Source organism: Tabrizicola sp., from assembly GCF_016793705.1.
Classification (GTDB): Bacteria; Pseudomonadota; Alphaproteobacteria; order Rhodobacterales; family Rhodobacteraceae; genus Tabrizicola.
Genome location: NZ_JAEULO010000009.1, coordinates 14,429 through 35,499, shown reverse-complemented (window position 1 = coordinate 35,499; position 21,071 = coordinate 14,429). Strand labels below are relative to the sequence as shown.

20 protein-coding genes are annotated in these 21,071 nt (G+C 64.9%); 10 read left to right on the top strand and 10 right to left on the bottom strand.

Features of this window, described 5'->3' with window-relative positions; genetic code table 11:
- Nucleotides 1-18 precede the first annotated feature (18 nt).
- The 4 genes from JNJ68_RS01970 to ssb all read right to left on the bottom strand — a co-directional run bounded on the left by JNJ68_RS01970 (nt 19) and on the right by ssb (nt 2,605).
- Nucleotides 19-834: a DUF3307 domain-containing protein gene (locus JNJ68_RS01970; protein WP_294978250.1), complete on the bottom strand. Its 816-nt coding sequence runs from the start codon at nt 832-834 to the stop codon at nt 19-21.
- On the bottom strand, nt 827-1,480 hold the full coding sequence (locus JNJ68_RS01965) for a hypothetical protein (RefSeq protein WP_294978248.1): 654 nt from the start codon (nt 1,478-1,480) through the stop codon (nt 827-829). The genes JNJ68_RS01970 and JNJ68_RS01965 overlap by 8 nt, the downstream gene beginning before the upstream one ends.
- A gap of 108 nt (nt 1,481-1,588) precedes the next feature.
- The gene (locus JNJ68_RS01960; RefSeq protein ID WP_294978246.1) at nt 1,589-1,966 is read right to left on the bottom strand and encodes an SUF system Fe-S cluster assembly protein; all 378 of its coding nucleotides are present in this window, start codon (nt 1,964-1,966) and stop codon (nt 1,589-1,591) included.
- A gap of 105 nt (nt 1,967-2,071) precedes the next feature.
- Nucleotides 2,072-2,605 (bottom strand): single-stranded DNA-binding protein, encoded by a 534-nt coding sequence (ssb, locus tag JNJ68_RS01955; protein ID WP_294978243.1) that lies wholly within the window; start codon nt 2,603-2,605, stop codon nt 2,072-2,074.
- Nucleotides 2,606-2,805: 200 nt separating this feature from the next.
- On the opposite strand from ssb, the gene JNJ68_RS01950 reads away from it, so the two are divergent.
- Nucleotides 2,806-3,411, top strand: coding sequence for a lytic transglycosylase domain-containing protein (locus JNJ68_RS01950; RefSeq protein ID WP_294978241.1), 606 nt, complete (start codon nt 2,806-2,808; stop codon nt 3,409-3,411).
- A 61-nt stretch (nt 3,412-3,472) separates the two neighbouring features.
- Here JNJ68_RS01950 and JNJ68_RS01945 read toward each other — a convergent pair whose 3' ends face one another.
- From JNJ68_RS01945 to miaA, 6 genes are all read right to left on the bottom strand, one after another.
- Nucleotides 3,473-5,566, bottom strand: coding sequence for an ABC transporter ATP-binding protein (locus tag JNJ68_RS01945; RefSeq protein ID WP_294978239.1), 2,094 nt, complete (start codon nt 5,564-5,566; stop codon nt 3,473-3,475).
- A gap of 4 nt (nt 5,567-5,570) precedes the next feature.
- Nucleotides 5,571-6,983: an ABC transporter permease gene (locus tag JNJ68_RS01940; protein WP_294978237.1), complete on the bottom strand. Its 1,413-nt coding sequence runs from the start codon at nt 6,981-6,983 to the stop codon at nt 5,571-5,573.
- Between the two features lie 13 nt (nt 6,984-6,996).
- The gene (locus JNJ68_RS01935) at nt 6,997-8,085 is read right to left on the bottom strand and encodes an ABC transporter permease (protein WP_294978235.1); all 1,089 of its coding nucleotides are present in this window, start codon (nt 8,083-8,085) and stop codon (nt 6,997-6,999) included.
- An 80-nt stretch (nt 8,086-8,165) separates the two neighbouring features.
- Nucleotides 8,166-9,800: an ABC transporter substrate-binding protein gene (locus JNJ68_RS01930; protein WP_294978233.1), complete on the bottom strand. Its 1,635-nt coding sequence runs from the start codon at nt 9,798-9,800 to the stop codon at nt 8,166-8,168.
- A gap of 224 nt (nt 9,801-10,024) precedes the next feature.
- On the bottom strand, nt 10,025-10,825 hold the full coding sequence (locus JNJ68_RS01925; protein ID WP_294978230.1) for an AraC family transcriptional regulator: 801 nt from the start codon (nt 10,823-10,825) through the stop codon (nt 10,025-10,027).
- Between the two features lie 175 nt (nt 10,826-11,000).
- Complete coding sequence (gene miaA / locus JNJ68_RS01920) at nt 11,001-11,873, bottom strand: tRNA (adenosine(37)-N6)-dimethylallyltransferase MiaA (protein WP_294978281.1); 873 nt, start codon at nt 11,871-11,873, stop codon at nt 11,001-11,003.
- A 75-nt stretch (nt 11,874-11,948) separates the two neighbouring features.
- Between miaA and pyrH the strand changes: the two genes are divergently transcribed.
- The 9 genes from pyrH to fabZ all read left to right on the top strand — a co-directional run bounded on the left by pyrH (nt 11,949) and on the right by fabZ (nt 21,069).
- A complete protein-coding gene (gene pyrH, locus JNJ68_RS01915; protein WP_294978228.1) occupies nt 11,949-12,671 on the top strand; it encodes a UMP kinase in 723 nt (240 codons plus the stop codon).
- A gap of 155 nt (nt 12,672-12,826) precedes the next feature.
- Nucleotides 12,827-13,393, top strand: a complete 567-nt coding sequence (gene frr, locus JNJ68_RS01910; protein WP_294978226.1) for a ribosome recycling factor — start codon at nt 12,827-12,829, stop codon at nt 13,391-13,393.
- A 38-nt stretch (nt 13,394-13,431) separates the two neighbouring features.
- Complete coding sequence (gene uppS, locus JNJ68_RS01905) at nt 13,432-14,148, top strand: polyprenyl diphosphate synthase (RefSeq protein ID WP_294978224.1); 717 nt, start codon at nt 13,432-13,434, stop codon at nt 14,146-14,148.
- Complete coding sequence (locus JNJ68_RS01900; RefSeq protein ID WP_294978222.1) at nt 14,148-14,954, top strand: phosphatidate cytidylyltransferase; 807 nt, start codon at nt 14,148-14,150, stop codon at nt 14,952-14,954. The genes uppS and JNJ68_RS01900 overlap by 1 nt, the downstream gene beginning before the upstream one ends.
- Nucleotides 14,955-14,957: 3 nt before the next feature.
- Entirely contained in the window at nt 14,958-16,142 is a 1,185-nt protein-coding gene (gene dxr, locus JNJ68_RS01895) for a 1-deoxy-D-xylulose-5-phosphate reductoisomerase (protein ID WP_294978220.1), read from the top strand.
- A complete protein-coding gene (rseP, locus tag JNJ68_RS01890; RefSeq protein WP_294978217.1) occupies nt 16,142-17,470 on the top strand; it encodes an RIP metalloprotease RseP in 1,329 nt (442 codons plus the stop codon). The genes dxr and rseP overlap by 1 nt, the downstream gene beginning before the upstream one ends.
- A gap of 157 nt (nt 17,471-17,627) precedes the next feature.
- Nucleotides 17,628-19,958, top strand: coding sequence for an outer membrane protein assembly factor BamA (gene bamA / locus JNJ68_RS01885; protein WP_294978279.1), 2,331 nt, complete (start codon nt 17,628-17,630; stop codon nt 19,956-19,958).
- A gap of 2 nt (nt 19,959-19,960) precedes the next feature.
- Nucleotides 19,961-20,521, top strand: coding sequence for an OmpH family outer membrane protein (locus tag JNJ68_RS01880; RefSeq protein WP_294978215.1), 561 nt, complete (start codon nt 19,961-19,963; stop codon nt 20,519-20,521).
- An 86-nt stretch (nt 20,522-20,607) separates the two neighbouring features.
- Entirely contained in the window at nt 20,608-21,069 is a 462-nt protein-coding gene (gene fabZ / locus JNJ68_RS01875) for a 3-hydroxyacyl-ACP dehydratase FabZ (RefSeq protein ID WP_294978213.1), read from the top strand.
- Nucleotides 21,070-21,071: the final 2 nt, after the last annotated feature.

Genomic DNA, 21,071 nt, shown 5'->3' with positions numbered 1-21,071 from the left:
GGCTCCTTTGGCGATAACTTAGGGTGTCGCGGCTGGGATTCCAAGCGGGGGGAATGCGGCAAGGCCGACAAGCGTGGCGTAGGCGACGATCAGCGCCCAGCCGAACGAGGCGAGCGTGCCGATGATGACATATTCCGACAGGCGGCGATCATCCTTGACCGCGCCGAAGCGCAGGATGGATTTCGCGGCGATCAGAAGGCCCACGCCCTGCGCCTGGCCGAACATGACCAGGGCGAAGATCAGCCCGCGCTCCAGATGGCCGATGACGCGGCCCGCGCCGGGCAGGCTTTTCCCGGCATCGCCCTTGCCGAGATGGGGGGCGAAGGGCTCCATCAGAAGGCCGACCGCGAAGCCGCCGGCGCGGGTGGCCAGAATCAGGCCGGTCAGGAGCACCATCAGCGCAGGCAGGTGGCTGACGGGTAGCGCGGTTTCGCTTGACCAGAGACCGGTCCCGAGGATGCCGCTGTCATCGCCGGTGACAAGGGCTCCGGGCGTCCAGAGGCCCTGCTCCCAGAGGTCGGGCAGCCAGAGCGTCAGGGCAACGAGGCTGGCAAGATGCAGCGCCTGGTCGATCATGAAGGGGCCGAAGCCGCCGGAGGTCTTCCAGACGGCGGACAGGACAAGCTTGCCGACGTCTATGCCGACGTGGATCAGGGCGAGGGCCAGCAGCATCGGGTGGACCGAGCCGGTGGCCGCCACAGCGGTGGCGTAGACGATCAGCCCATGCAGGCCCAGCGCGAGGGGGTTGCGCTTGTTCACCACCATCCAGTTGGTCTGGAAGACGAAATCGGCGAGCGTGTGGGCAAAGAGGAGGGCTGCGAAGGTTTCAGGCATGCTTCGCCTCACCGTTGTAGGCCTGGAGGAAGGCTTCGATTGCATCGTTCAGGATCGGGTAGTCCGCTGCCTTCAACCTGGCGTCGACCGCCTGACGGGTAATGCCCAGCTGCCGGGCGATCCTGTCGTTGGATTCGCGGTCGCCGGCCGGGCTGTCGACATCCAGTTTCAGCGCCATCGCTTCCGCCTGGCTGACGCTCCAGCGGCCTGCTAGGTCTCCGGCGATCACGAAGGCCAGCTTGCGAAAGGCGTCGATGCTGCCTTTCGGACCGTCGAGCGTCAAAAGCCGGTCCGGCTTCATCTGTTCCAGCGCCCGGCCCGAAGCGGTGAAGGCGGGGCCCATTGCGGTGGACAGATCGCTTGCATCCGTGGGGTATTCCTCGCCGATGCCGACGGCAATGCGGGTGCCCAGCGCACCTTCTTGAGCGCGCAGCCGTGCCAGGATCAGCAGGCAGGCCCAGAGACAATCGCCCGGTTGCACCAGACGCATCTGCCAGCCATCACCGCGAAAACGCGTGAAATCTGTTGGCCCTTCAATCTGAGTCGCGCAGTGTTGGATAAGCGCCATTGTGCCGTCCACAATTCCCGGGCGGGCACTGGTCGATCCGATCAGATCGCCGGTCAGGATGGCTACGATGCGCGACACGGGCAAATGATTTGCCTTGCCAGCAAGAAATGCAAGGATTTTCTTTTGCTATACCAGAAAGCAAATTAATAGGCTTGCATTACGACAACGCAAAGCCATTGCCTTGCCTTACATGAACCCCAGTTCCAGCCGGGCCTCGTCGGACATCATGTCCATGCCCCAAGGCGGGTCGAAGGTCATCTGGACGTCGACCTGCTTCACCCCCGGCAGAGGCTCCACCGCATTGGCGACCCAGCCGGGCATCTCGCCCGCCACCGGGCAGCCGGGGGCGGTCAGGGTCATGGTGATCTCGACCGCGTTCTCCTGCCCGATCTCGATCGTGTAGACGAGGCCCAGGTCGTAGATGTTCACAGGAATCTCGGGGTCGAAGACCGTGCGGCAGGCCTCGACGATCTGCGGATAGAGCGGATGGTCGGTGGTGGAGGGCTTGATGAGCGGCTGGCCCTCGACTCTGGATTCGGGCCTCACCTCGGTCTGGTCCTGCATGTCTTCGTCTCGGTGCCAAGGGATGTTGACCGATTATATAGGGATTGGCCGGTCAAGGTCCAGTGGCGCCGGTCATGGTTGCGGGCGGTGCGACGATCCGACCGATCAGAAGGGGATCTCGTCGTCCATGTCGGACCGGCTGCCGCCACCGCCCGAGCCGCTGCCGCCCGAACCGCCGCCATAGCTGCCACGGCCGCCGCCGGAAGACCCGCCACCACCCTGGCCACCCTCGTCATAGCCGCCCCGGTCATCATAGCCGCCACTGCCGCCACCCGAACCGCCGTCACCACGGCCGCCGAGCAGGGTCAGGTTGCCGGAATAGGGCCGCAGGACGACTTCCGTCGTGTAGCGGTCCTGCCCCGACTGGTCCTGCCATTTGCGGGTTTCGAGCGAGCCCTCGATGTAGACCGTGCTCCCTTTCTTGAGATACTGCTCGGCGATCTTGGCGAGAGGTTCGCTGAAGATCGCGACCGAGTGCCATTCGGTGCGTTCCTTGCGTTCGCCCGAGTTGCGGTCGCGCCAGGTTTCCGAGGTGGCGATGCGCAGGTTCACCACCTTGCCGCCGTTCTGGAAACTGCGCACCTCGGGGTCGCGGCCGAGGTTGCCGATGAGAATGACCTTGTTGACCGACCCCGCCATGCGAATCTCCCTTGCAGCTGTCCGGGGCAGCTTGGCCCTCGGATGGTTAACAAACCTATAGCGTCCTTTCAGCCCGCCGCAACCAGACTACGGCAGGTGGGGAATACCTGTCATGAGCGGTCTGGAAAATCCGGGCGGAATGGCTATAGTCGGCCCGGGTCGCACCCGACGGGTGCGCAAGGGACGGTGTGGAAAAGCTCATGCGGATCGTTGGCCAGATGGCGGTTGCGGTGCTGCTGGCGGGTGCGCCGGTCGGCGCCCTGGCCGAAGGACTGAACCTGACGGGTTCGACCAAATCGCGCACGGCGATCTTCAAGTCGCAGGCCGACCTGATCGACAAAAAGCTGAAGAAACAATACTCCGGCTCGGTCAAGCTCACGCCCAAGTACAAGAAGGGCGAGGAGACGGCCGCAGCAGAGGGCATTCCCGCCTATCGCGGCAGTTACAAGGGTGAGTATCTCGAGGTCGCCAAGGCCGCCGCGCGCAAGCATGGCGTGCCGGAAGACCTGTTCCTGCGCCTCGTGCAGCAGGAAAGCGGCTGGAACCCGGTCGCGGTCTCGGTCAAGGGCGCGACGGGGCTTGCGCAACTGATGCCGGAGACGGCGAAGCACCTGGGGGTCGACATCGACGTTGCCGAGGAAAACCTGGAAGGCGGCGCGCGCTACCTTCGGATGATGTACGACAAGTTCGGCACCTGGGAACTGGCACTGGCCGCCTACAACGCGGGCCCGGCAGCGGTGGAAGAGCATGACGGCATCCCGCCCTTCGCCGAGACGGAAAGCTATGTGAAGGCGATCCTGGGGTAGAGTGGCAACCTGCCCACCGGCCCGTGAACGATGGCAGATTTGCCCGCCCTGCGGGTCGCCCTCACTCCGCTGCGATCTTGATCACCGGTTCCATCGTCGCCAGCACCTCGCGCGAGAGATGGCACTTGATCTGATGACCGCCCTCCAGCATCTGCACCGGCGGCACTTCGCGGTCGCAGAGGCCCGCGGGCGTCACCTGCGACTTCCAGCGGCAGCGGGTCTGGAACGGGCAGCCGGGCGGCGGGTTCACCGCCGAGGGGATGTCGCCTTCCAGCACGATGCGCTTGCGTTCCACCTTGGTGTCGGCAATCGGGACGGCCGAGAGCAGTGCCTCGGTATAGGGGTGGTAGGGGGGCGCGAAGACCTGGTCGGTCGTGCCCATTTCCACAACGTGACCGAGATACATGACCATCACCCGGTCCGAGAGGTAGCGGACGATGGAGAGGTCGTGGCTGATGAAGAGAAGCGTGGTCCGGTTCTCGCGCTGGATGTCCATGAGAAGGTCGGTGACGGCGGCCTGCACGCTGACGTCCAGCGCCGAGACGGGCTCGTCCGCTACCACCACTTTGGCTCCGCCGGCGAAGGCCCGTGCGATGCCGACGCGTTGCTTCTGCCCGCCGCTGAGCTGGCGCGGCATCCGGTCGGCGAAGGCCCGGGGCAGTTTCACCAGGTCGAGGAGTTCCAGCATCCGCTGGTGACGGTCGGCGTCGGACGCGCCGTAGTTGAAGATCTCCAGCGCCCGGATGATCTGGCGGCCGACCGACATCGACGGGTTCAGCGTGTCGAACGGGTTCTGGAACACCATCTGCACCTGGGAGACGGTGTCGGTGTTGCGCTTCTGGATCGGGGTCGACTGAACGTTTTCGTCAAACAGCATGATCGAGCCGGAGGTCGCGGTTTCCAGCCCCATCAGCACCTTGGCGAAGGTCGACTTGCCACAGCCCGATTCGCCGACGATGGCCAGCGTCTCGCCCTCGCGGGCCTCGAAGGAGAGCGTCTCGTTCGCCTTCACCACCTTCGACGCGCCGCCCCCGAAGGCGCCGGTCGAGACGTTGTAGTACTTCCGCAGGTCCTCCATCTTAAGTACGACCTGTCCGATCTCGGCCTTCTCCTTCACCTCGCGCGCGGCGGAGGGCGCGGACCAGTCGATTTCCTGCCAGCGCAGGCAGCGGCTGTCGTGCCGGTCATCGCCCGGGATATGCGACATCGGCACATCGGTCTCGTCGCAGCGGCCATGCTGGAAATAGTCGCAGCGCGGGCCGAAGTTGCAGCCCTTGGGGCGTTCATGGGGCAGGGGGAAGTTGCCGGGGATGGAAATCAGGGGCCGGGCGTTCTTGTCGGCGCCGGGCAGCGGGATCGAGCGGAACAGCGCCTGGGTGTAGGGGTGGCGCATCTTGTCGAAGACTTCGGTGACATTGCCGGTCTCGACCGCCTCGCCGGAATACATCACGCAGATCCGGTCGCAGACATCCATCACCAGGCCGAGGTTGTGGCTGATGAACAGCATCGAGGTGCCGTATTTTTCGCCCAAGTCCTTGACCAGATCGACGATCCCGGCCTCGACCGTCACGTCCAGCGCGGTGGTCGGTTCGTCAAGGATCAGAAGCGCGGGCTTGGCCATCAGCGCCATCGCGATGACGATGCGCTGCTGCTGGCCGCCCGATAGCTGGTGCGGGTAGGAGTTGATGATGCGGTCGGGGTCGGGGAGCCGCACGTCGGCGACGATCTGGCGGGCCAGCGCCCAGGCGTCGGCCTTGGACATGCCGGAATGCAGCATCGGCACTTCGGCCAGTTGCGCGCCGACTTTCATCGCGGGGTTGAGCGAGGCCATCGGCTCCTGGTAGATCATCGCGATCTCGGAGCCGCGGATATGCCGCAGCTCCTCGTCGTCCATCTGCGCCAGGTCGCGGCCCTTGAACTTCATCGACCCGGCGACGATCCGGCCCGTCTTGCCCAGCTCTCGCATCACTGCCAGCGCGACGGTGGACTTGCCGCAACCGCTTTCGCCGACGAGGCCCATCGCCTCACCGGCCATGACTGTGCAGGAGAAGTCCATCACCGCCGGGATTTCCCGCAGCCGGGTGAAGAACGAGATCGAGAGATGCTCGATTTCCAGGATCGGTTGTGACGGGTCCCAGGTGTCGGAGGCTGTCATGGCATCAATCCTTCAGGCTTTCTTCGCGCAATCCGTCGGCGAGGAGATTCAGGCCGAGGACGAGGCTCATGAGGGCGAGGGCTGGCGCAAGGGCAGGGTGCGGGTAGAGGTTCAGGAGTTTGCGGCCATCGTCGATGGTTGAACCCCAGTCCGGGCTGTCGGGCGAGACGCCAAGGCCGAAGAAGCCGAGCGTACCAAGGAGGATCGTGGTGTAGCCGATACGAAGGCAGAAGTCGACGATCAGCGGTCCGCGGGCGTTGGGCAGGATTTCCCACAGCATGATGTACCAGGGGCCTTCCCCCCGGGTCTGGCCTGCCGCCACATAGTCGCGTGCCTTGATGTCCATCACCAGGCCCCGGACGATGCGGAACACGCCGGGCGAGTTCACGAACACGACCGAGACGAAGACATTCAGCATGTTCGGCTCCATCGACCAGATGCCGAGCGGGTCCATGTTGAAGGCCAGGCCCGAGTAGGCCCAGAGGCCGATCAAGAGGGTGATCCCGACGTAGAGGTTCCGGCGTGGCGGGTTGGTGTAGTAGCGGCTGTTCCAGAGCGTGCAGAGGAAGATGATCGGGAAGATGAACAGGAGTGCTGCCAGGACAATCGGGATGCCGGTGTCGCGGATTTCCGGTGTGACGAGCAGGTAGAACAGCAGGATCACCGGGAAGGCGAGGACGAGGTTTGCGAGGAACGAGATCACCGTGTCCAGCTTGCCGCCGAAATAGCCCGCGGGCAGACCGAGCGTGATGCCGACCATGAAGGCAAAGAGCGTGGCGGCGGGGGCGATCTTGAGAACTTCGCGTGCGCCCATCACCATGCGGGAGAAGACGTCGCGGCCCAGGTGGTCGCCGCCTAGGAGATACCAGCCATAGCCGACGCCATCGGGCACAGCGACGCCCGGCGCGTCGTTCTTCAGTCCGGCGATCTGGGAAAACGGGTCATAGGTGGCGATCATCCCCGCGAAGATCGCGGTGAAGATCCAGAACATCACGATGGCGAAGCCGATCATGCCCACAGTGGAATCGAAGAGCTTGCCATAAAGGCCGAGCTTGCGCCGGAAGCGGATCGACAGGACGAAGGTCGCGATCAAGGCCAGCCAGACCGGCCAGAACCGGACTGCCATGGCGCCAAGGATTCCCGCCTCGACCGGCGAGGGCATCACGGCCCCGGCGGCAAGGATGCAGAGAATGGCGGCAAGTGCGGCGTAGAAGCTGTAGCGCGCCGCGATGCCGGCCATGTCACCGGGGGAACGGCCGGTCGTGGCACCATCGGGGCCCGGCAGGCGGGGGGTGTCGAGGCCCGCGAGCACAAAGATCAGCTTCGCCAGAAGCGCCAGCGCCAGTGCGACGACGGCCAGTTGCAGGACGGGGAGCAGGGTTGTGCCGGCGGTTCCGGTCCAGGTGAGGAAATCCATCGCGCGCCCTCCCTCAGGCCAGCCGGATGCGGGGGTTCAGGAAGACATAGCCGATGTCCGAGATCAGCTGTGTCAGCAGGACGACGACCACCGCCACGCAGGAACAGGCAAGCAGGAGCGGAATGTCGTTGTTCGAGGCCGCCTGGACCAGCGTCCAGCCGAAGCCTTTGTAGTTGAACAGGCTTTCGACGATGACGACACCGTTCAGGAGCCAGGGGAACTGCAGCATGATCACCGTGAAGGGCGCGATCAGCGCATTCCTGAGCGCGTGTTTCATCACGACCGTGCGGAACGGGACCCCCTTCAGCCGGGCGGTGCGGATGTATTGCTGGGTCATCACCTCGGTCATGCTCGCGCGGGTCATCCGGGCGATGTAGCCGATGCCGTAAAGCGCGATGGTCATCACCGGCAGGGCGAAGTTCCAGAAGGTGATGTCGTCCATCGCCGAGGTGGCCGAGGCAAGGAACAGAGTCTTCTTCGGCTCGATCAGCCCGTATTCGGCCAGCAGCGGCGAGATGCCGGTGGCTGCGGTGGCAAAAAGCGCGACCAGCACCACACCGGACACATATTCCGGCGTGGCGGTCGAGGCGATGGAGAAGGTCGAGAGCGTCCGGTCAGTGGCCGAGCCTTCACGCATTCCCGACAGCACGCCGAGAAACAGCGAGGTCGGCACCATGACCAGCATCACCGCAAGCATCAGCCAGCCGGTCGCGGCAAGTTTCTCGCCCAGCGAGTCGACGACGGGTTTCTTGAAGAAGGTGGAGTAGCCCCAGTCACCCTGCAACAGGCCGCAATAGCGGGGGGCATTGGCGGCGTCCTCGCCGATGGCGAAGCATCGGCCGCGGGTGTCACCCTTCTCGTCGGTGTAGGTCCAGCCGGGAACGACACCCAGCCATTGTCCGTAGCGGCCGATCACCGACCCGGAATGGCCGTTCTGTTCGATCCAGTCCTGCACCGCCTCTTCGGTCATGCGGACCGAGCCCTCGGTGCGGGCCAGTTTCTCAAGATTAGGGGGCAGGTTGGTCAGGTAGAAGACCACAAAGGTCAAGGCAATGGCTGTAAGGAGCATGACCCCCAGCCGCCGCAGCACGAACTTTCCCATGCCGGTCCTCTTGCTAAAGCGTCTCTGGCAGGGGCGCGCATCGCGCGCCCCTTTTTGCTGGATTCAGCTGATCGGAACGATCAGGCGATAGACCACTTGTAGTGGTGATGTTCGAAAGCCGGGTGTTGCTCCAGCCCCAGGAAGCCTTCCTTGTGGTGGCTGAAGAGCGACCGCGAGAACGGATTGATGATGTAGCCTTCCTCTTGCAGGATCGTGCCCATCCGCGCCGCCAGTTCGCGCCGCTTGTCGGCATCGGCCAGGGAAAGGGCCTGAGCCATCAGCGTGTCGAACTCTGGGTTTGCCATCGCCGTCTCGTTCCAAGAACCGGTCGAGGTGTAGGCAAGGCTCATGTTCTGCACCGCAAGCGGGCGGTGGTTCCAGGTCGTCGAGGAGAAGGGATACTTCTGCCAGTCGTTCCAGAAGGTCGAGCCCGGCATGACCGTATGCTTGATATTCATGCCCGCGTCCTTGAGCTGGGCCTGCACCGCAGCAGTGGTCGCAGCCTCCCAGCCGTCATCCAGCGAGATCACCTCGAACTCGGCATCCTTCAGCCCCGCTGCTTCCAGCGCCGGCATCAGCCCCGCGGGGTTGATCACCTGCGGCGGCAGCGTCGGATATTCCGGATGGATCGGGAACATGTGGTGGTTTTCGCCGGTCTTGCCGAGGTTGTTGTAGCCAAGCTCCAGCACCACGGCCGGATCGACCGCCAGCTGCACCGCCGATCGAACCGCCTTGTCCTTGTACAGGTCCGACAACGAGTTCATCCGCACCACGATGGTCGAGGCGGTGACAAGCTCTTCCTTCACCAGGCCCATGCCATCAAGGATGTCGATGAATTCGCCCACCGATTCGTAGTTCTTGTCGACCTCGTCAGACGAGAAGAGCGCAACCATCGCCGCCGGGTCGGTGCCGAAGTCGATGTAGTGGATTTCGTCCAGCGGCGAGGTGCCGCCCCACCAGGTGTGGTTCGGCGCGCGGACCAGGACGACCTTCTGCCCGACAGAAACTTCCTGCGGGATATACGGTCCGGTGCCGATCGGGTTGGTGGACGGATCCTCGCCGTCCTTGAACGAGGAGTGCACCACCGCAGCCGGGTAGTCGGCCAGGTTCGGCACCACGGCGATGTCGGAGATGGTGAGGTTCAACTGAACGGTCGTGTCGTCGACCTTGACCACCGCGCCCTCGCGCAAGGTCTTGGTCGCCTCGTCCACGAGGCCCGGGAAGCGCGAGGCCATCGCGTTGCCCTCGACATTGCCGTCGGTCCAGCGACCGAAATTGCGCACCACGTCATCGGCGGTGAAGGGTTCGCCGTTGTTCCAGGTCACGCCGGGGCGGATTTTCAGCGTGTACTGGGTCGCGTCCTCGTTGGCTTCCCAGCTTTCCAGCAGGCGGCCTTCGAAGGTGCCGTCGTTGTTGTACTGGATCAGATATTCCAGCCAGCCGCGGTAGATGTTGGCGATCTGCGGCCAGTCGGCCAGGCGCGGGTCCTTGGTGCCCTTCACTTCCATCGCGACGCGGATCATGCCGCCGGCTTTGGCCTCTTGGGCCTGAGCCGGGGCGGGCAGGCCGATCAGCCCATAGGCGGCGGCGGCCGAGACGCCTAGCGCCGTCGTGCGGGTCAGAAACTCGCGACGGCTGAGCTTGCCGTCGGCATATTCCGAGGCATACATCCGCGCGGCGGAATGCAGGCCGCCTTCATGGGTCGTGTCTTTCATTCTGGTCTCCCTGTCAGGTTTTTTAGTTGGTTATCTGGCAGCACCGAACCCCATGCCGCTGGAACGAACTGGCCATGGCCAGGACACCCCGACAGCCTGCGCGAACAGCGCTTCCCCGCGCCTATTGCGCACCTTTTTGGACCTTGCGTCAACGGCTGGTTTCGACGGTTGAGAGACAAAAACGACATCGACGTGTCGATTCCTTTACCGTCCGGACAAAAGCTCTATCCGGCGCGTCGGAAGGCCGAGGGCGATTTCCCGGTCAGATGTTGAAAGGCGCGGGTGAAGTAGGCGGGCGAGTTGAAGCCCAACTGCTCGGCGATCTTGCCGACGGGGATGCGGGTTTCGGCCAGAAGCTTGCGCGCCTCGAAGATTCGGCGGTCCTGCAAGAGCGCCGATGCTGGGCGGCCGCAGGCCGTGTTGCAGCAGCGGGTCAGGTGGGTCGGCGTCACTCCGAGGGCGGCTGCAAAATCGGCGACGTTCATGCCGGTCCGGAAGTTCCGCTCCAGAAGCGCGGTATAGCGGGCCACCAGGCGCCGGGTCGCATCCTGCCGCGGGCTTTCCAGCGGGTCGGCTTTGCGGGCCTGACGTTCAAGCCAGACGCCGAGCAGGCCAACATAGGCTTCGGTCGCGCGATCATGGGCGGGGGTGTCACTTTCCAACTCGCGCAGAATCGAATCAAGCAGGACGTTCACCTCCTGCTGGGCATGGACTTCGCGGATGCGCAGGTGCAGCGGAATCTTTGGCAGAGTTACCTTCGGATCGCGTCCGAAGAAGACTGCGGTGCCGAAGACCTGGGCTCCTGCTTCGAAGCCGTGCATGACGCCTGCGGGGATGAAGACCGCATTATGTGCCGTGTAGCCGCGCGTCACCCCCGAGATCGTGATGCGGCCCTGTCCCTTGGTGAACCAGAGGAGACAGGGTTCGGAGAGCGAGCGCATCGCCTCGACCCGCCAGCGACCGCCTGCGGCGAGGCGGGGAATGGCGACAAGACGCAGTTGGGAAACGGGCGCGGACTTCAGCATTTCGAGGCAGTTCCTGTGGCAGAGGCGCTGGCAGACCGAAGTAAAGCAGGGCGCGGGGGCCAACCCAAGCGATTTTCGTGCATTCCCGAGCCAGTTACCCACAAATGTTCCATTATTATGGGTATAACCCTGTGGATAAGCAGCAATCCGCTGAAGCTTCGCGCCGCAACCTGCGTCAAGGCAAGGAAAGTTTAGTCCAAGGCTTCATGTTCGATCTGAACCAGGTTCGCTGCCGTTTGGCGTATTGGCGGCTGGCGAGCGTCGCCGCTTCAGTGGCCTCGGCAAGGGTTAGCTCCCCGCGCAGATGCGCAATCAGTTCCGGCCCGCCAATGGCCTTTGCGGACGGGCGCTTCGGGTCCCAGCCTGCAAGGTTCGCCCGCGCTTCCTCCAGCGCGCCGAGGGTCAGCATCTGCTGGAAACGGCGGTCGATGCGGGTGTTGAGCCAGTCGACATCCGGGACCAGGACGAAGGCTTCGGCCCGGGTCAGGGGCAGGAGGGGCGTGGGGGTTTCGGATTGCCAGGCGGCGAGGCCCCGGCCGGTGGCGCGCTGCACCTCCCAGGCCCGCTGGATGCGGATGGGGTTCATCCGGTCGATCCGGGCCGCGGTTGTGGGGTCGAGTTCGGCAAGCAGCGCCTCGTGCCCCTCGGCGGCGCGGCGTGTGTCGGCTTCGCGGCGAATGGCAGGCGGGGTCTCGGGAATCTCCGCCAGCCCCCTGGTCAAGGCATTGAAACTCAAACCTGTTCCACCAACGATCACCACCGGGCGATCCAGAAGCGGCGCCACCTCGCGCAGCCAGTGACCGACCGAGTAGGGCTGGTCGGGGCCGATGTGGCCGTACAGCGCATGGGGCAGGGCGGCCTCGTCGGCGGGCGAAGGGCGCGCGGTCAGGACGCGCCAGTTGGCATAGACCTGAAGCGCGTCGGCGTTCACGATCACGCGCCCGTCGCGCGCCGCAAGTTCCATCGCCAGGGCGGACTTCCCGCTGGCGGTCGGCCCGGCGACCAGCACCGGCGCCTCGCGCGATATGCCGTCGATCCGCACCGCGATCCCCCGTTGAACCCGACGCGGTTTTGCGACATTTTGCGGCGCAGTCCAAACAGAAAACGATATGCAGGGGGTGCCATGTCCGCAACGGCCACCAAATACAGCCGCGTGATGCTGAAGATCTCGGGCGAGGCGCTGATGGGCGACCAGGGCTATGGCCTGCATCCGCCGACGGTGAACCGCATCGCCGAGGAGGTGAAATCGGTCCGCGACATGGGGGTCGAAATCTGCATGGTCATCGGCGGCGGCAACATTTTCCGGGGCTTGCAGGGCAGCGCTCAGGGGATGGAGCGGACGACGGCGGATTACATGGGCATGCTGGCGACGGTGATGAACGCCCTTGCCATGCAGTCGGCGCTGGAGGCGATCGGCGTCTTCACCCGCGTCATCAGCGCGATCCCGATGGATCAGGTCTGCGAGCCCTACATCCGACGCCGGGCCGTCCGCCATCTGGAGAAGAAGCGGGTCTGCATCTTTGCCGCCGGGACCGGGAACCCCTATTTCACCACGGATACGGCGGCGACGCTGCGCGCAAACGAGATGGCCTGCGAGGCGATCTTCAAGGGCACCAAGGTGGACGGTGTCTATGACAAGGACCCGAAGAAGCATGCAGATGCGAAACGTTACGACCATGTCAGCTATGACGAGGTGCTGGAGAAGCACCTTGGCGTGATGGACGCGACGGCGATTGCGCTGGCCCGCGACAACGACCTGCCGATCATCGTCTTTTCACTGGATGAGCCCGGCGGGTTCCGGGGAATTCTGGCGGGTCAGGGGACCTATACACGGGTCCAGGGCTGATTCCTCGCGGTCGCTCGCAGCCCCGCGCCTGAATTGCGCTAGGCATGGGGTGGCGGGAGGGTCAGGAGCTTTGGCCTATACCCGCTCCCTGCGCCTCTGCTATAGAGCGCGAAATCGCAGGGGAAGCCCTGCCGGGGAAGTGAAGGACCAGTCGCATGGCACATGAAGAGATCGAGATCGACACCGATGCAATCCAGCGCCGGATGGACGGGGCTATGGCGGCGTTGAAGACGGAATTCGCCAGCCTGCGGACGGGGCGGGCCAGTGCCTCGATCGTGGAGCCGATACAGGTCGACGCCTATGGTCAGATGACCCCGATCAACCAGCTGGGCACCGTCAATGTGCCCGAACCCCGGATGGTGGTGATCAACGTCTGGGACAAGGGGATGATTTCCAAGGTGGAGAAGGCGATCCGCGAGTCGGGCATCGGTATCAACCCGGTGACCGACGGCCCCTTGATCCGCCTGCCGATCCCGGAACTCAACGAGGAGCGCCGCCGCGAATTGACCAAAGTTGCCGCGCAGTATGCCGAGCAGGCCAAGGTCGCGATTCGAAACGTGCGGCGCGACGGCATGGACCAGATCAAGAAGGCGAAGGCGCAAGGCATGGGCGAGGACGACCAGAAGTTCTGGTCCGACGAGGTGCAGGAGCTGACCGACAAGGCGATTGCCGCGGTCGACCGGGCGTTGGAAGCCAAGCAGGCAGAGATCATGCACGTCTGATCGGCGGCAGGAGAACGGGTTTGTCTAAAGACTTGCAGGTGGGTATTGCGGCACGTCCGGTGAACCACCTGGCGATCATCATGGATGGCAACGGTCGCTGGGCCACCAACCGCGGCTGGGCCCGTCTGGTCGGGCATCGCAAGGGCGCCGAGCGGGTGCGCGAGATCGTCAAGGCCGCACCGGACCTGGGGATCAAGTGGCTGACGCTCTACGCCTTCTCGACCGAGAACTGGAAGCGGTCGACGGAAGAGGTCCTCGGCCTGATGGCGATCTTCGCCCGCTACATCGAGCGTGAGGCCGACCGCCTGGCCAAGGCGGGCGTGCGGATGCGCTTCATCGGCGACCGCAGCCGTCTGGACCCGAAGCTGCAACGCATGATGGCCGGAATCGAGGCGCGGACAGCGGGGCTGGACCGGCTGAACCTGACGGTGGCGATCAACTATGGCGGGCGGGACGAGATCGTCCGCGCGGTCCGCAAGATTGCCGAGGCGGCGGCGCAGGGCATCCTCGACCCGCGCCATGTGACGGAAGCCGCCTTTGCCGAACGGCTGGACACCGGCGGCCTGCCTGATCCTGACCTGGTGATCCGCACCAGCGGAGAGACGCGGACCAGCAATTTCCTGCCCTGGCAGGCGGCCTATGCCGAGTACGAATTTACCGAGACGCTGTGGCCGGACTTCGGGCCCGAAGAACTGGCGGCCATCGTCCGGCGCTTCTCCAACCGCGAGCGGCGCTTCGGCGGGGTGCTGAGGTGATGGACCCTGCGCCGGCGCCGTCCGGCAAATGGACTGATCTGCGCACGCGCATCCTGTCGGCCATCGTCATGGTGACGGTTGGCGCTGTGGAAATCTGGCTGGGCGGCACGGCCTTTGCCGTCCTGGTGGTGGTCCTGACCGGGGTGATGGTCTGGGAACTGGCGGGGATGACCCAACCGCTTGAGCGGCGGTCGGCGCTTGTGGTTGCGGCGGTGACGGGCGTGGCGCTGGTGGCGGCGCTGGCGCTGAAAACCCAAGTTGCCGTGCTCTTCCTTGCCGTGCCTTCGGCGGTACTCGTCCTGACGCCTCGGCGGGACCGCTGGCTTTCGGGGATCTATGCGCTGGCGATCCTGCTGGCGGGCTATGGGCTGGTCATCTTGCGGGATGCCGGGGGGACCACGGTGATCCTCTGGCTGGTGGCGGTGGTCGTGGCCTCGGACGTACTCGGCTATTTCACCGGGCGGATGCTGGGGGGGCCGAAATTCTGGCCTGCGATCAGCCCGAAGAAGACCTGGTCGGGCACGGTGGCGGGCTGGATCGGCGCGGCGCTGGTCGGGCTGGTCGTGGTGCTGACGACCGGGGCAGGCTGGGCGCTGGTGCCCTTGTCGGCGCTGGTGGCCTTTGCCGGGCAGATGGGCGACATCGCGGAAAGCTGGGTCAAGCGGCGGGCGGGGGTGAAGGATGCCTCGGCCCTGATCCCCGGCCATGGCGGGGTGCTGGACCGCTTCGACGCGCTCATCGGGGCGGTGGTTCTGGTGATGGCGCTGGGGCTGGTGGCGCCGGTCGCCGGGCTGTTCGGGGGCTGAGGGTTGCGCAGCCTGTCGATCTTCGGCGCGACCGGGTCTGTCGGCGAGCAGACGGTGGATCTGCTGCGCCGGGCGGGCGGAGCCGAGGTGTTCCGGGTGGTCGCGCTGACCGGGGGCCGGAACATCGTCCGGCTGGCCGAGATGGCGCGGGAGCTGCGGGCGGAGGTGGCGGTCTCTGCCGACCCCTCGGGCCTGGCGGAGCTGCGCGAGCGGCTGGCGGGCTCTGGCGTCGCGGCAGCGGCAGGGCCGGAGGCGATTGCCGAGACGGCGGACCGGCCTGCCGACTGGGTGATGAGCGCCATCGTCGGCGCGGCGGGACTGGTGCCAGGGTTCAGGGCGCTTCGCCATGGTGCAGTTCTGGCCCTGGCCAACAAGGAATCGCTGGTCACGGCGGGGCCGTTGCTGATGGCCGAGGCGGCGCGGCACGGCGCGCGCATCCTGCCGGTGGACAGCGAGCATTCGGCGATCTTCCAGGCGCTGGTGGGCGAGGATATCGGCTCGGTCGAAAGGATCATCCTGACCGCGAGCGGGGGCGCCTTGCGCGACTGGCCGCTGGAGAATTTGGCGAAGGCGACGGTCAAGGACGCGCTGGCGCATCCGAACTGGGCGATGGGGCAGCGGATCACCATCGATTCGGCCAGCATGTTCAACAAGGCGCTGGAAGTGATCGAGACGCGGGAGTTCTTCGGGGTCTCGCCCCACCAGATCGAGGTCATCATCCACCCTGAAAGCCTGATCCATTCGATGGTCGGCTATCGCGACGGGGCGATCATGGCGCATCTCGGCGCGCCGGACATGCGCCATTCCATCGGCTATGCGCTGAACTGGCCCGAGCGGTCGCATCTGCCGGTGGCGCGGCTCGACCTTGCGCAGATTGCCACGCTCACCTTCCGCGCCCCGGACCTTGCGCGCTATCCGGCGCTTCGGCTCGCGCGCGACGTGATGGACCGGCGGGGACTGGCGGGGGCGGCGTTCAACGCTGCGAAGGAAGTGGCGCTGGACCGGTTCCTGGCCGGGCAGATCGGGTTCATGCAGATGGCCAGCGTCGTCGAGGCGGTGCTGGAAGCAACGGACGCCGATCTGGGCCGCGAAAATGCCCCGATGACCCTTGAGGATGTGCTGGCCATGGACCATCTGGCACGGGTGAGGGCGGGCGAAGCAGCACGCGGCAGGGCAGGAGCAGATTGATGGAAGCGGTTGTAGCGGCCCTTGGCGGCACGGTCTGGACGGTTGCGTTCTTCGTGCTGGCGCTGTCGGTAATCGTCTTCGTGCACGAATACGGCCACTATATCGTCGGTCGCTGGTCGGGTATCCATTCCGAGGTGTTCTCCATCGGCTTCGGCCCGGTCCTGTTCAGCCGGACGGACCGGCGCGGAACCCGCTGGCAGGTCGCGGCGATCCCGTTCGGCGGCTATGTCAAGTTTCTTGGCGATGCCGATGCGTCGTCGGTCCGGAAGACCGATGTCTCGGGCCTGTCGGTGGAGGAGCGGCGGCACACGATGGCCGGGGCACCGCTTTGGGCCAGAACGGCGACAGTTGCGGCGGGGCCGGTGTTCAACTTCATCCTCACGTTCATCCTGCTTGCGGGTCTGTCGCTGGCGCTTGGCGTGCCGCGGGAAGAACCGACGGTTGGCGCGATGCGGGCCTTCCCGTTCGAAGGGCCATCCTTGCAGGAAGGCGATGTGATCCGCGCTGTCGAAGGCCAGCCGACGCCGGACTGGAAGACGTTCGCAGACGTGACCGACACGCTGAAGGGCAAGATGACGCTGGCCTACACGGTTCAGCGGGGCGACGAAGAACTTGTGGTGAGCGGCCCGCATCCGCAGGCTCCGGTCGTGGGCGACGTGCAGCTCCGCTCTGCCGCGATGGACGCCGGGATTCAGGAGGGTGATATCATCCTGAAGGTGGGTGGGCAGGATGTCCGCTACTTCGACGAACTGCCCGACATCGTTGCCGCCAGCAAGGGCGAGCCGGTCGCGCTCACGATCTGGCGCGCGGGCAAGACCTTCGATCTGTCGCTGTCCCCGCGTATCCGCACGGTCGACGACGGCAACGGCGGCTTTGCCGAGCGCTATCTTCTGGGCCTCTATTCAGGGATGTTCTTCGAACCCGCGACCCGCACGGTCGGCCCTTGGGAGGCTGTCACGAACGCGGCCGGCAGCATGTGGGCGATGACGACGACCACCTTTTCGGGCCTGTGGCACATGATCCAGGGCGCGATCTCGAGCTGCAACCTGTCAGGTGCCATCGGCATGGCCGAGGTGGCGGGCGATGCGGCGCGCAATGGGGCAGAGAGCTTTGTCGGCATGCTTGCAATCCTGTCGCTGGGCGTCGGTATCCTGAACCTCTTCCCGATTCCGGTGCTGGATGGCGGCCATCTGGTGTTCTACGCTTACGAGGCGGTGACACGGCGCCAGCCCTCGGAGCGGGCCCTGCGGGTGTTGATGACGGTGGGGCTGTCGCTGGTCCTGTCGATCATGATCTTCGGCCTCAGCCGCGACCTCTTGTGTCAGTAGGCTCTCGCAAGCTCGGAAATCCCTGACCCCACCCGCTTTGCCCTGATGCCACAACATCTTGCAAAGTTATCCACAGCGACCGCAGGCTTTTGACAAAGCTTGGCTTTCCCGCTAGCTATCCGGGAAACATATAATACGGCGAGGATGCAAAATGCGGATGACCCAAAGCGCGACCAAAGGGCGGTCGTTCGGGGCCAGGTCTAGGGCGCGTCTTTACGCCACTGCGGTTTTCCTTGGGGCCGCAACGGTTTCGGCTCCCTTCCTCACTCCGGCCATCGCGCAGGTCTTTTCGTTTTCGAACGTCGAGATTCAGGGCAACGAGCGGGTCGATGTCGCGACCATCCTCAGCTATGCCGGAATCAGCCGCGGCGAGGAGGTTTCCGCCGCCCAGCTGAACGACGCCTATCAGCGGATCATGAACTCGAATCTGTTCGAGACGGTGGAGCTGGTGCCGCAGGGCTCGACCCTGGTGATCAAGGTGGTGGAGTATCCCATCGTCAACGTCATCAGCATCGAGGGCAACAATCGGCTGAAGGACGAGAAACTGTCCGAACTGATCCAGTCGCAGCCGCGCCGGATCTACTCTCCCAGCCAGGCCGAGGCCGATGCAGCGGCGATCGCCGAGGCCTATCGCGTCGCCGGGCGGTTGGCTGCGACGGTGACGCCGAAGATCATCCGCCGCGACGGCAACCGCGTCGACCTGGTGTTCGAGATCACCGAAGGCAAGGTGGTCGAGATCGAGCGGCTGTCCTTCGTCGGCAACAAGGCCTTCTCCGACCGTCGCCTGCGGCAGGTTCTGGAGACCAAGCAGGCCGGCATGCTGCGCAACCTGATCCAGCGCGATACCTATGTTCCCGAACGACTGGAGCTGGACAAGAAGCTCTTGACCGATTTCTACCTGTCGCGCGGTTTCATCGATTTCCAGGTGCTCGACGCCAGCGCCGAGGTGAGCCGCGAGCGGGACGCGACCTTCGTCACCTTCACGGTGCGCGAGGGCCTGTCCTACAACATCGGCAATGTGACGACGGTCTCCGAGGTCGAGGGACTTGACGCCGCCGAGTTCGAGGCGGTGCAGAAGATCCGTCCGGGTCAGACCTACAGCCCGCTCCTGATCGACAACAACATCACCCGGATGGAGACATTGGCCCTGAAGAAGGGGCTGAACTTCATCCGCATCGAGCCGCGCCTGACCAGGAACCAGCGCGGCCAGGTCGTCGACGTGGAATTCGCCATCGTCCGCGGCGAGAAGGTCTTTGTCGAGCGAATCGACATCGAGGGTAACACCACGACGCTGGATCAGGTCGTCCGCCGCCAGTTCCGTACTGTGGAAGGCGACCCCTTCAATCCGCGCGAAGTCCGTCAGGCGGCCGAACGCATCCGGGCGCTCGGCTTCTTTGCCGATGCCCGGGTCAACGCCGACCAGGGCAGCGACCCGGATCAGGTGGTGGTGAACGTCGATGTCGAGGAACAGCCGACCGGGTCTTTGAGCTTCGGCCTGGCCTATTCGGTCGCGAGTGGCGTCGGGGTGAACGTCGCCTTCTCCGAAACCAACTTCCTGGGCAGGGGACAGAAACTGGCGCTGAGCATCTCCACCGCCTCGGCGAACCAGAGTTCCAGCTTCAGCTTCACCGAACCGGCGCTCCTGGGCCGCGACCTGAGTTTTACGGTCGGCGCCTTCTACCGCACGAGCGAATCCGACTATTCGGTCTATGACACGCGCAACATCGGATTCACCACCGGGATAGGCTTCCCGCTGGGCGAGCAGTCCTCGCTCGACCTGCGCTTCGGCGTCGCCGAGGACAAGCTCTACAACTACACCGGCGATTCCACGATCATCGCGGCGGAAGAGGCGCAGGGCGCGCTGTCCACCATCTCGCTGGGCTATACCTACGAATACGACAACCGGATCACCGGCCTGAATCCGAAGGGCGGCGTGCTTTTGCGCTTCGGTCAGGATTTCGCGGGGCTCGGCGGCGACAACGAATACATCAAGACCACCGCGCTCGCCCTGGCCGAGACGAAAGTCTGGCACGAGGAAGTCACCCTGCGGGCGATCTTCGAGGGCGGGGCGATCAGTTCGCTCGGCGACAGCCAGACGCGCGTGACCGACCGCTTCTTCGGCAACAGCAAGATCCGCGGCTTCGAGCCGAACGGCATCGGCCCGCGCGATCTGGCGGCGACCGACGACGACGCGCTTGGCGGCAACATGTTCGCGGTGGCGCGGTTCGAGGCCGATTTCCCGCTGGGCCTGCCCGAGGAATACGGCATCACCGGCGGCGCCTTCATGGACGTGGGGTCGGTCTGGAGCCTGAACGACACCAATGGCGGCGCGGTCGACGACAGCTTCATCCCGCGCGCCACGGTGGGGGTGTCGATCTTCTGGAATACGCCGATCGGACCGTTGCGCTTCAACTTCAGCCATGCGGTGAAGAAGGAAGACTACGACAAGGAGCAGAGCTTCGATCTGACGATCTCGACGAAGTTCTGATCATGGCAGGGCGGCGCATAGCAGCCCGCCCCTGGTCCGGGCTTCGGCTGATCGCGGTCGTGCTGGCGCTGGCGACGCAGGTGCAGGCGCAGGAGACCCCTGCACCACTGCTGATCCTGGATCAGGACCGCTTCTTCCTGGAATCCGAATTCGGCCGGGCGGTGATCGAACGGGAACGCCAGGCGGCGGCGGCGCTGGAGCAGGAGAACAAGCGGATCGAGGCCGGGCTTGTGGCCGAGGAACAGGCGCTGACCGATCTGCGCAAGACCCTGCCGGCCGAGGAGTTCTCGGCCCGGGCCCAGGACTTCGACCAGAAGGTCGAACGCATCCGCGACGAACAGGACGCGAAGTCTCGGCAACTGACCGAGGCGCGCGACCGCGACCGCCGGGAATTCCTCCAGGCGGCGCTGCCGGTGCTGGGCGACCTTCTGGGCCAGAAGCAGGCCGCGGCGATCCTGGACAAGAACATGATCATCGTCTCTCTGGCCGCCATCGACGTGACGGACGAGGCGATCGCCGCGGTGAACAAGGCGCTCGCCGGGAAGCCCGCGCCCGCGCCGTGAGGGCGGCGCGTCAACTTGTCTCGACCGGCGCGACTTGCTAGCAACACCGAAGGGCCGGTTAGCCCGGGACTTTCAGGGGAAGAAAGATGAACGCCACCGCTGTCACGACCGCCGATCTGGAGCTGATCCAGCGGATCATCCCGCACCGCTATCCGTTCCTGCTGATCGACAAGGTGCGCGACATCATCGTCAACGACTCTTGCGTCGGCATCAAGTGCATTACCCTGAACGAGCCGCAGTTCCAGGGGCATTTCCCCGGGATGCCGATCTTTCCCGGCGTGATGATCATCGAGGCGATGGCGCAGACGAGCGGAGTGCTGGTCGGGCTGTCGATGGATCTGGTCGACAAGAACGCCAAGGTCTTCTTCATGGGCGTCGACGGGGTGAAGTTCCGCCGCAAGGTGGTGCCGGGCGACGTGATGGAGCTGCACGTCAAGGCGCTGCGCGGCGGGGGAAGGGTCTGGAAATTCGAGGGCCGCGCAATGGTCGAGGGGGAGCTGGCCTGCGAGGCGACCTTCATGGCGATGTTCGACGTGGCGAAGGCCTGAGC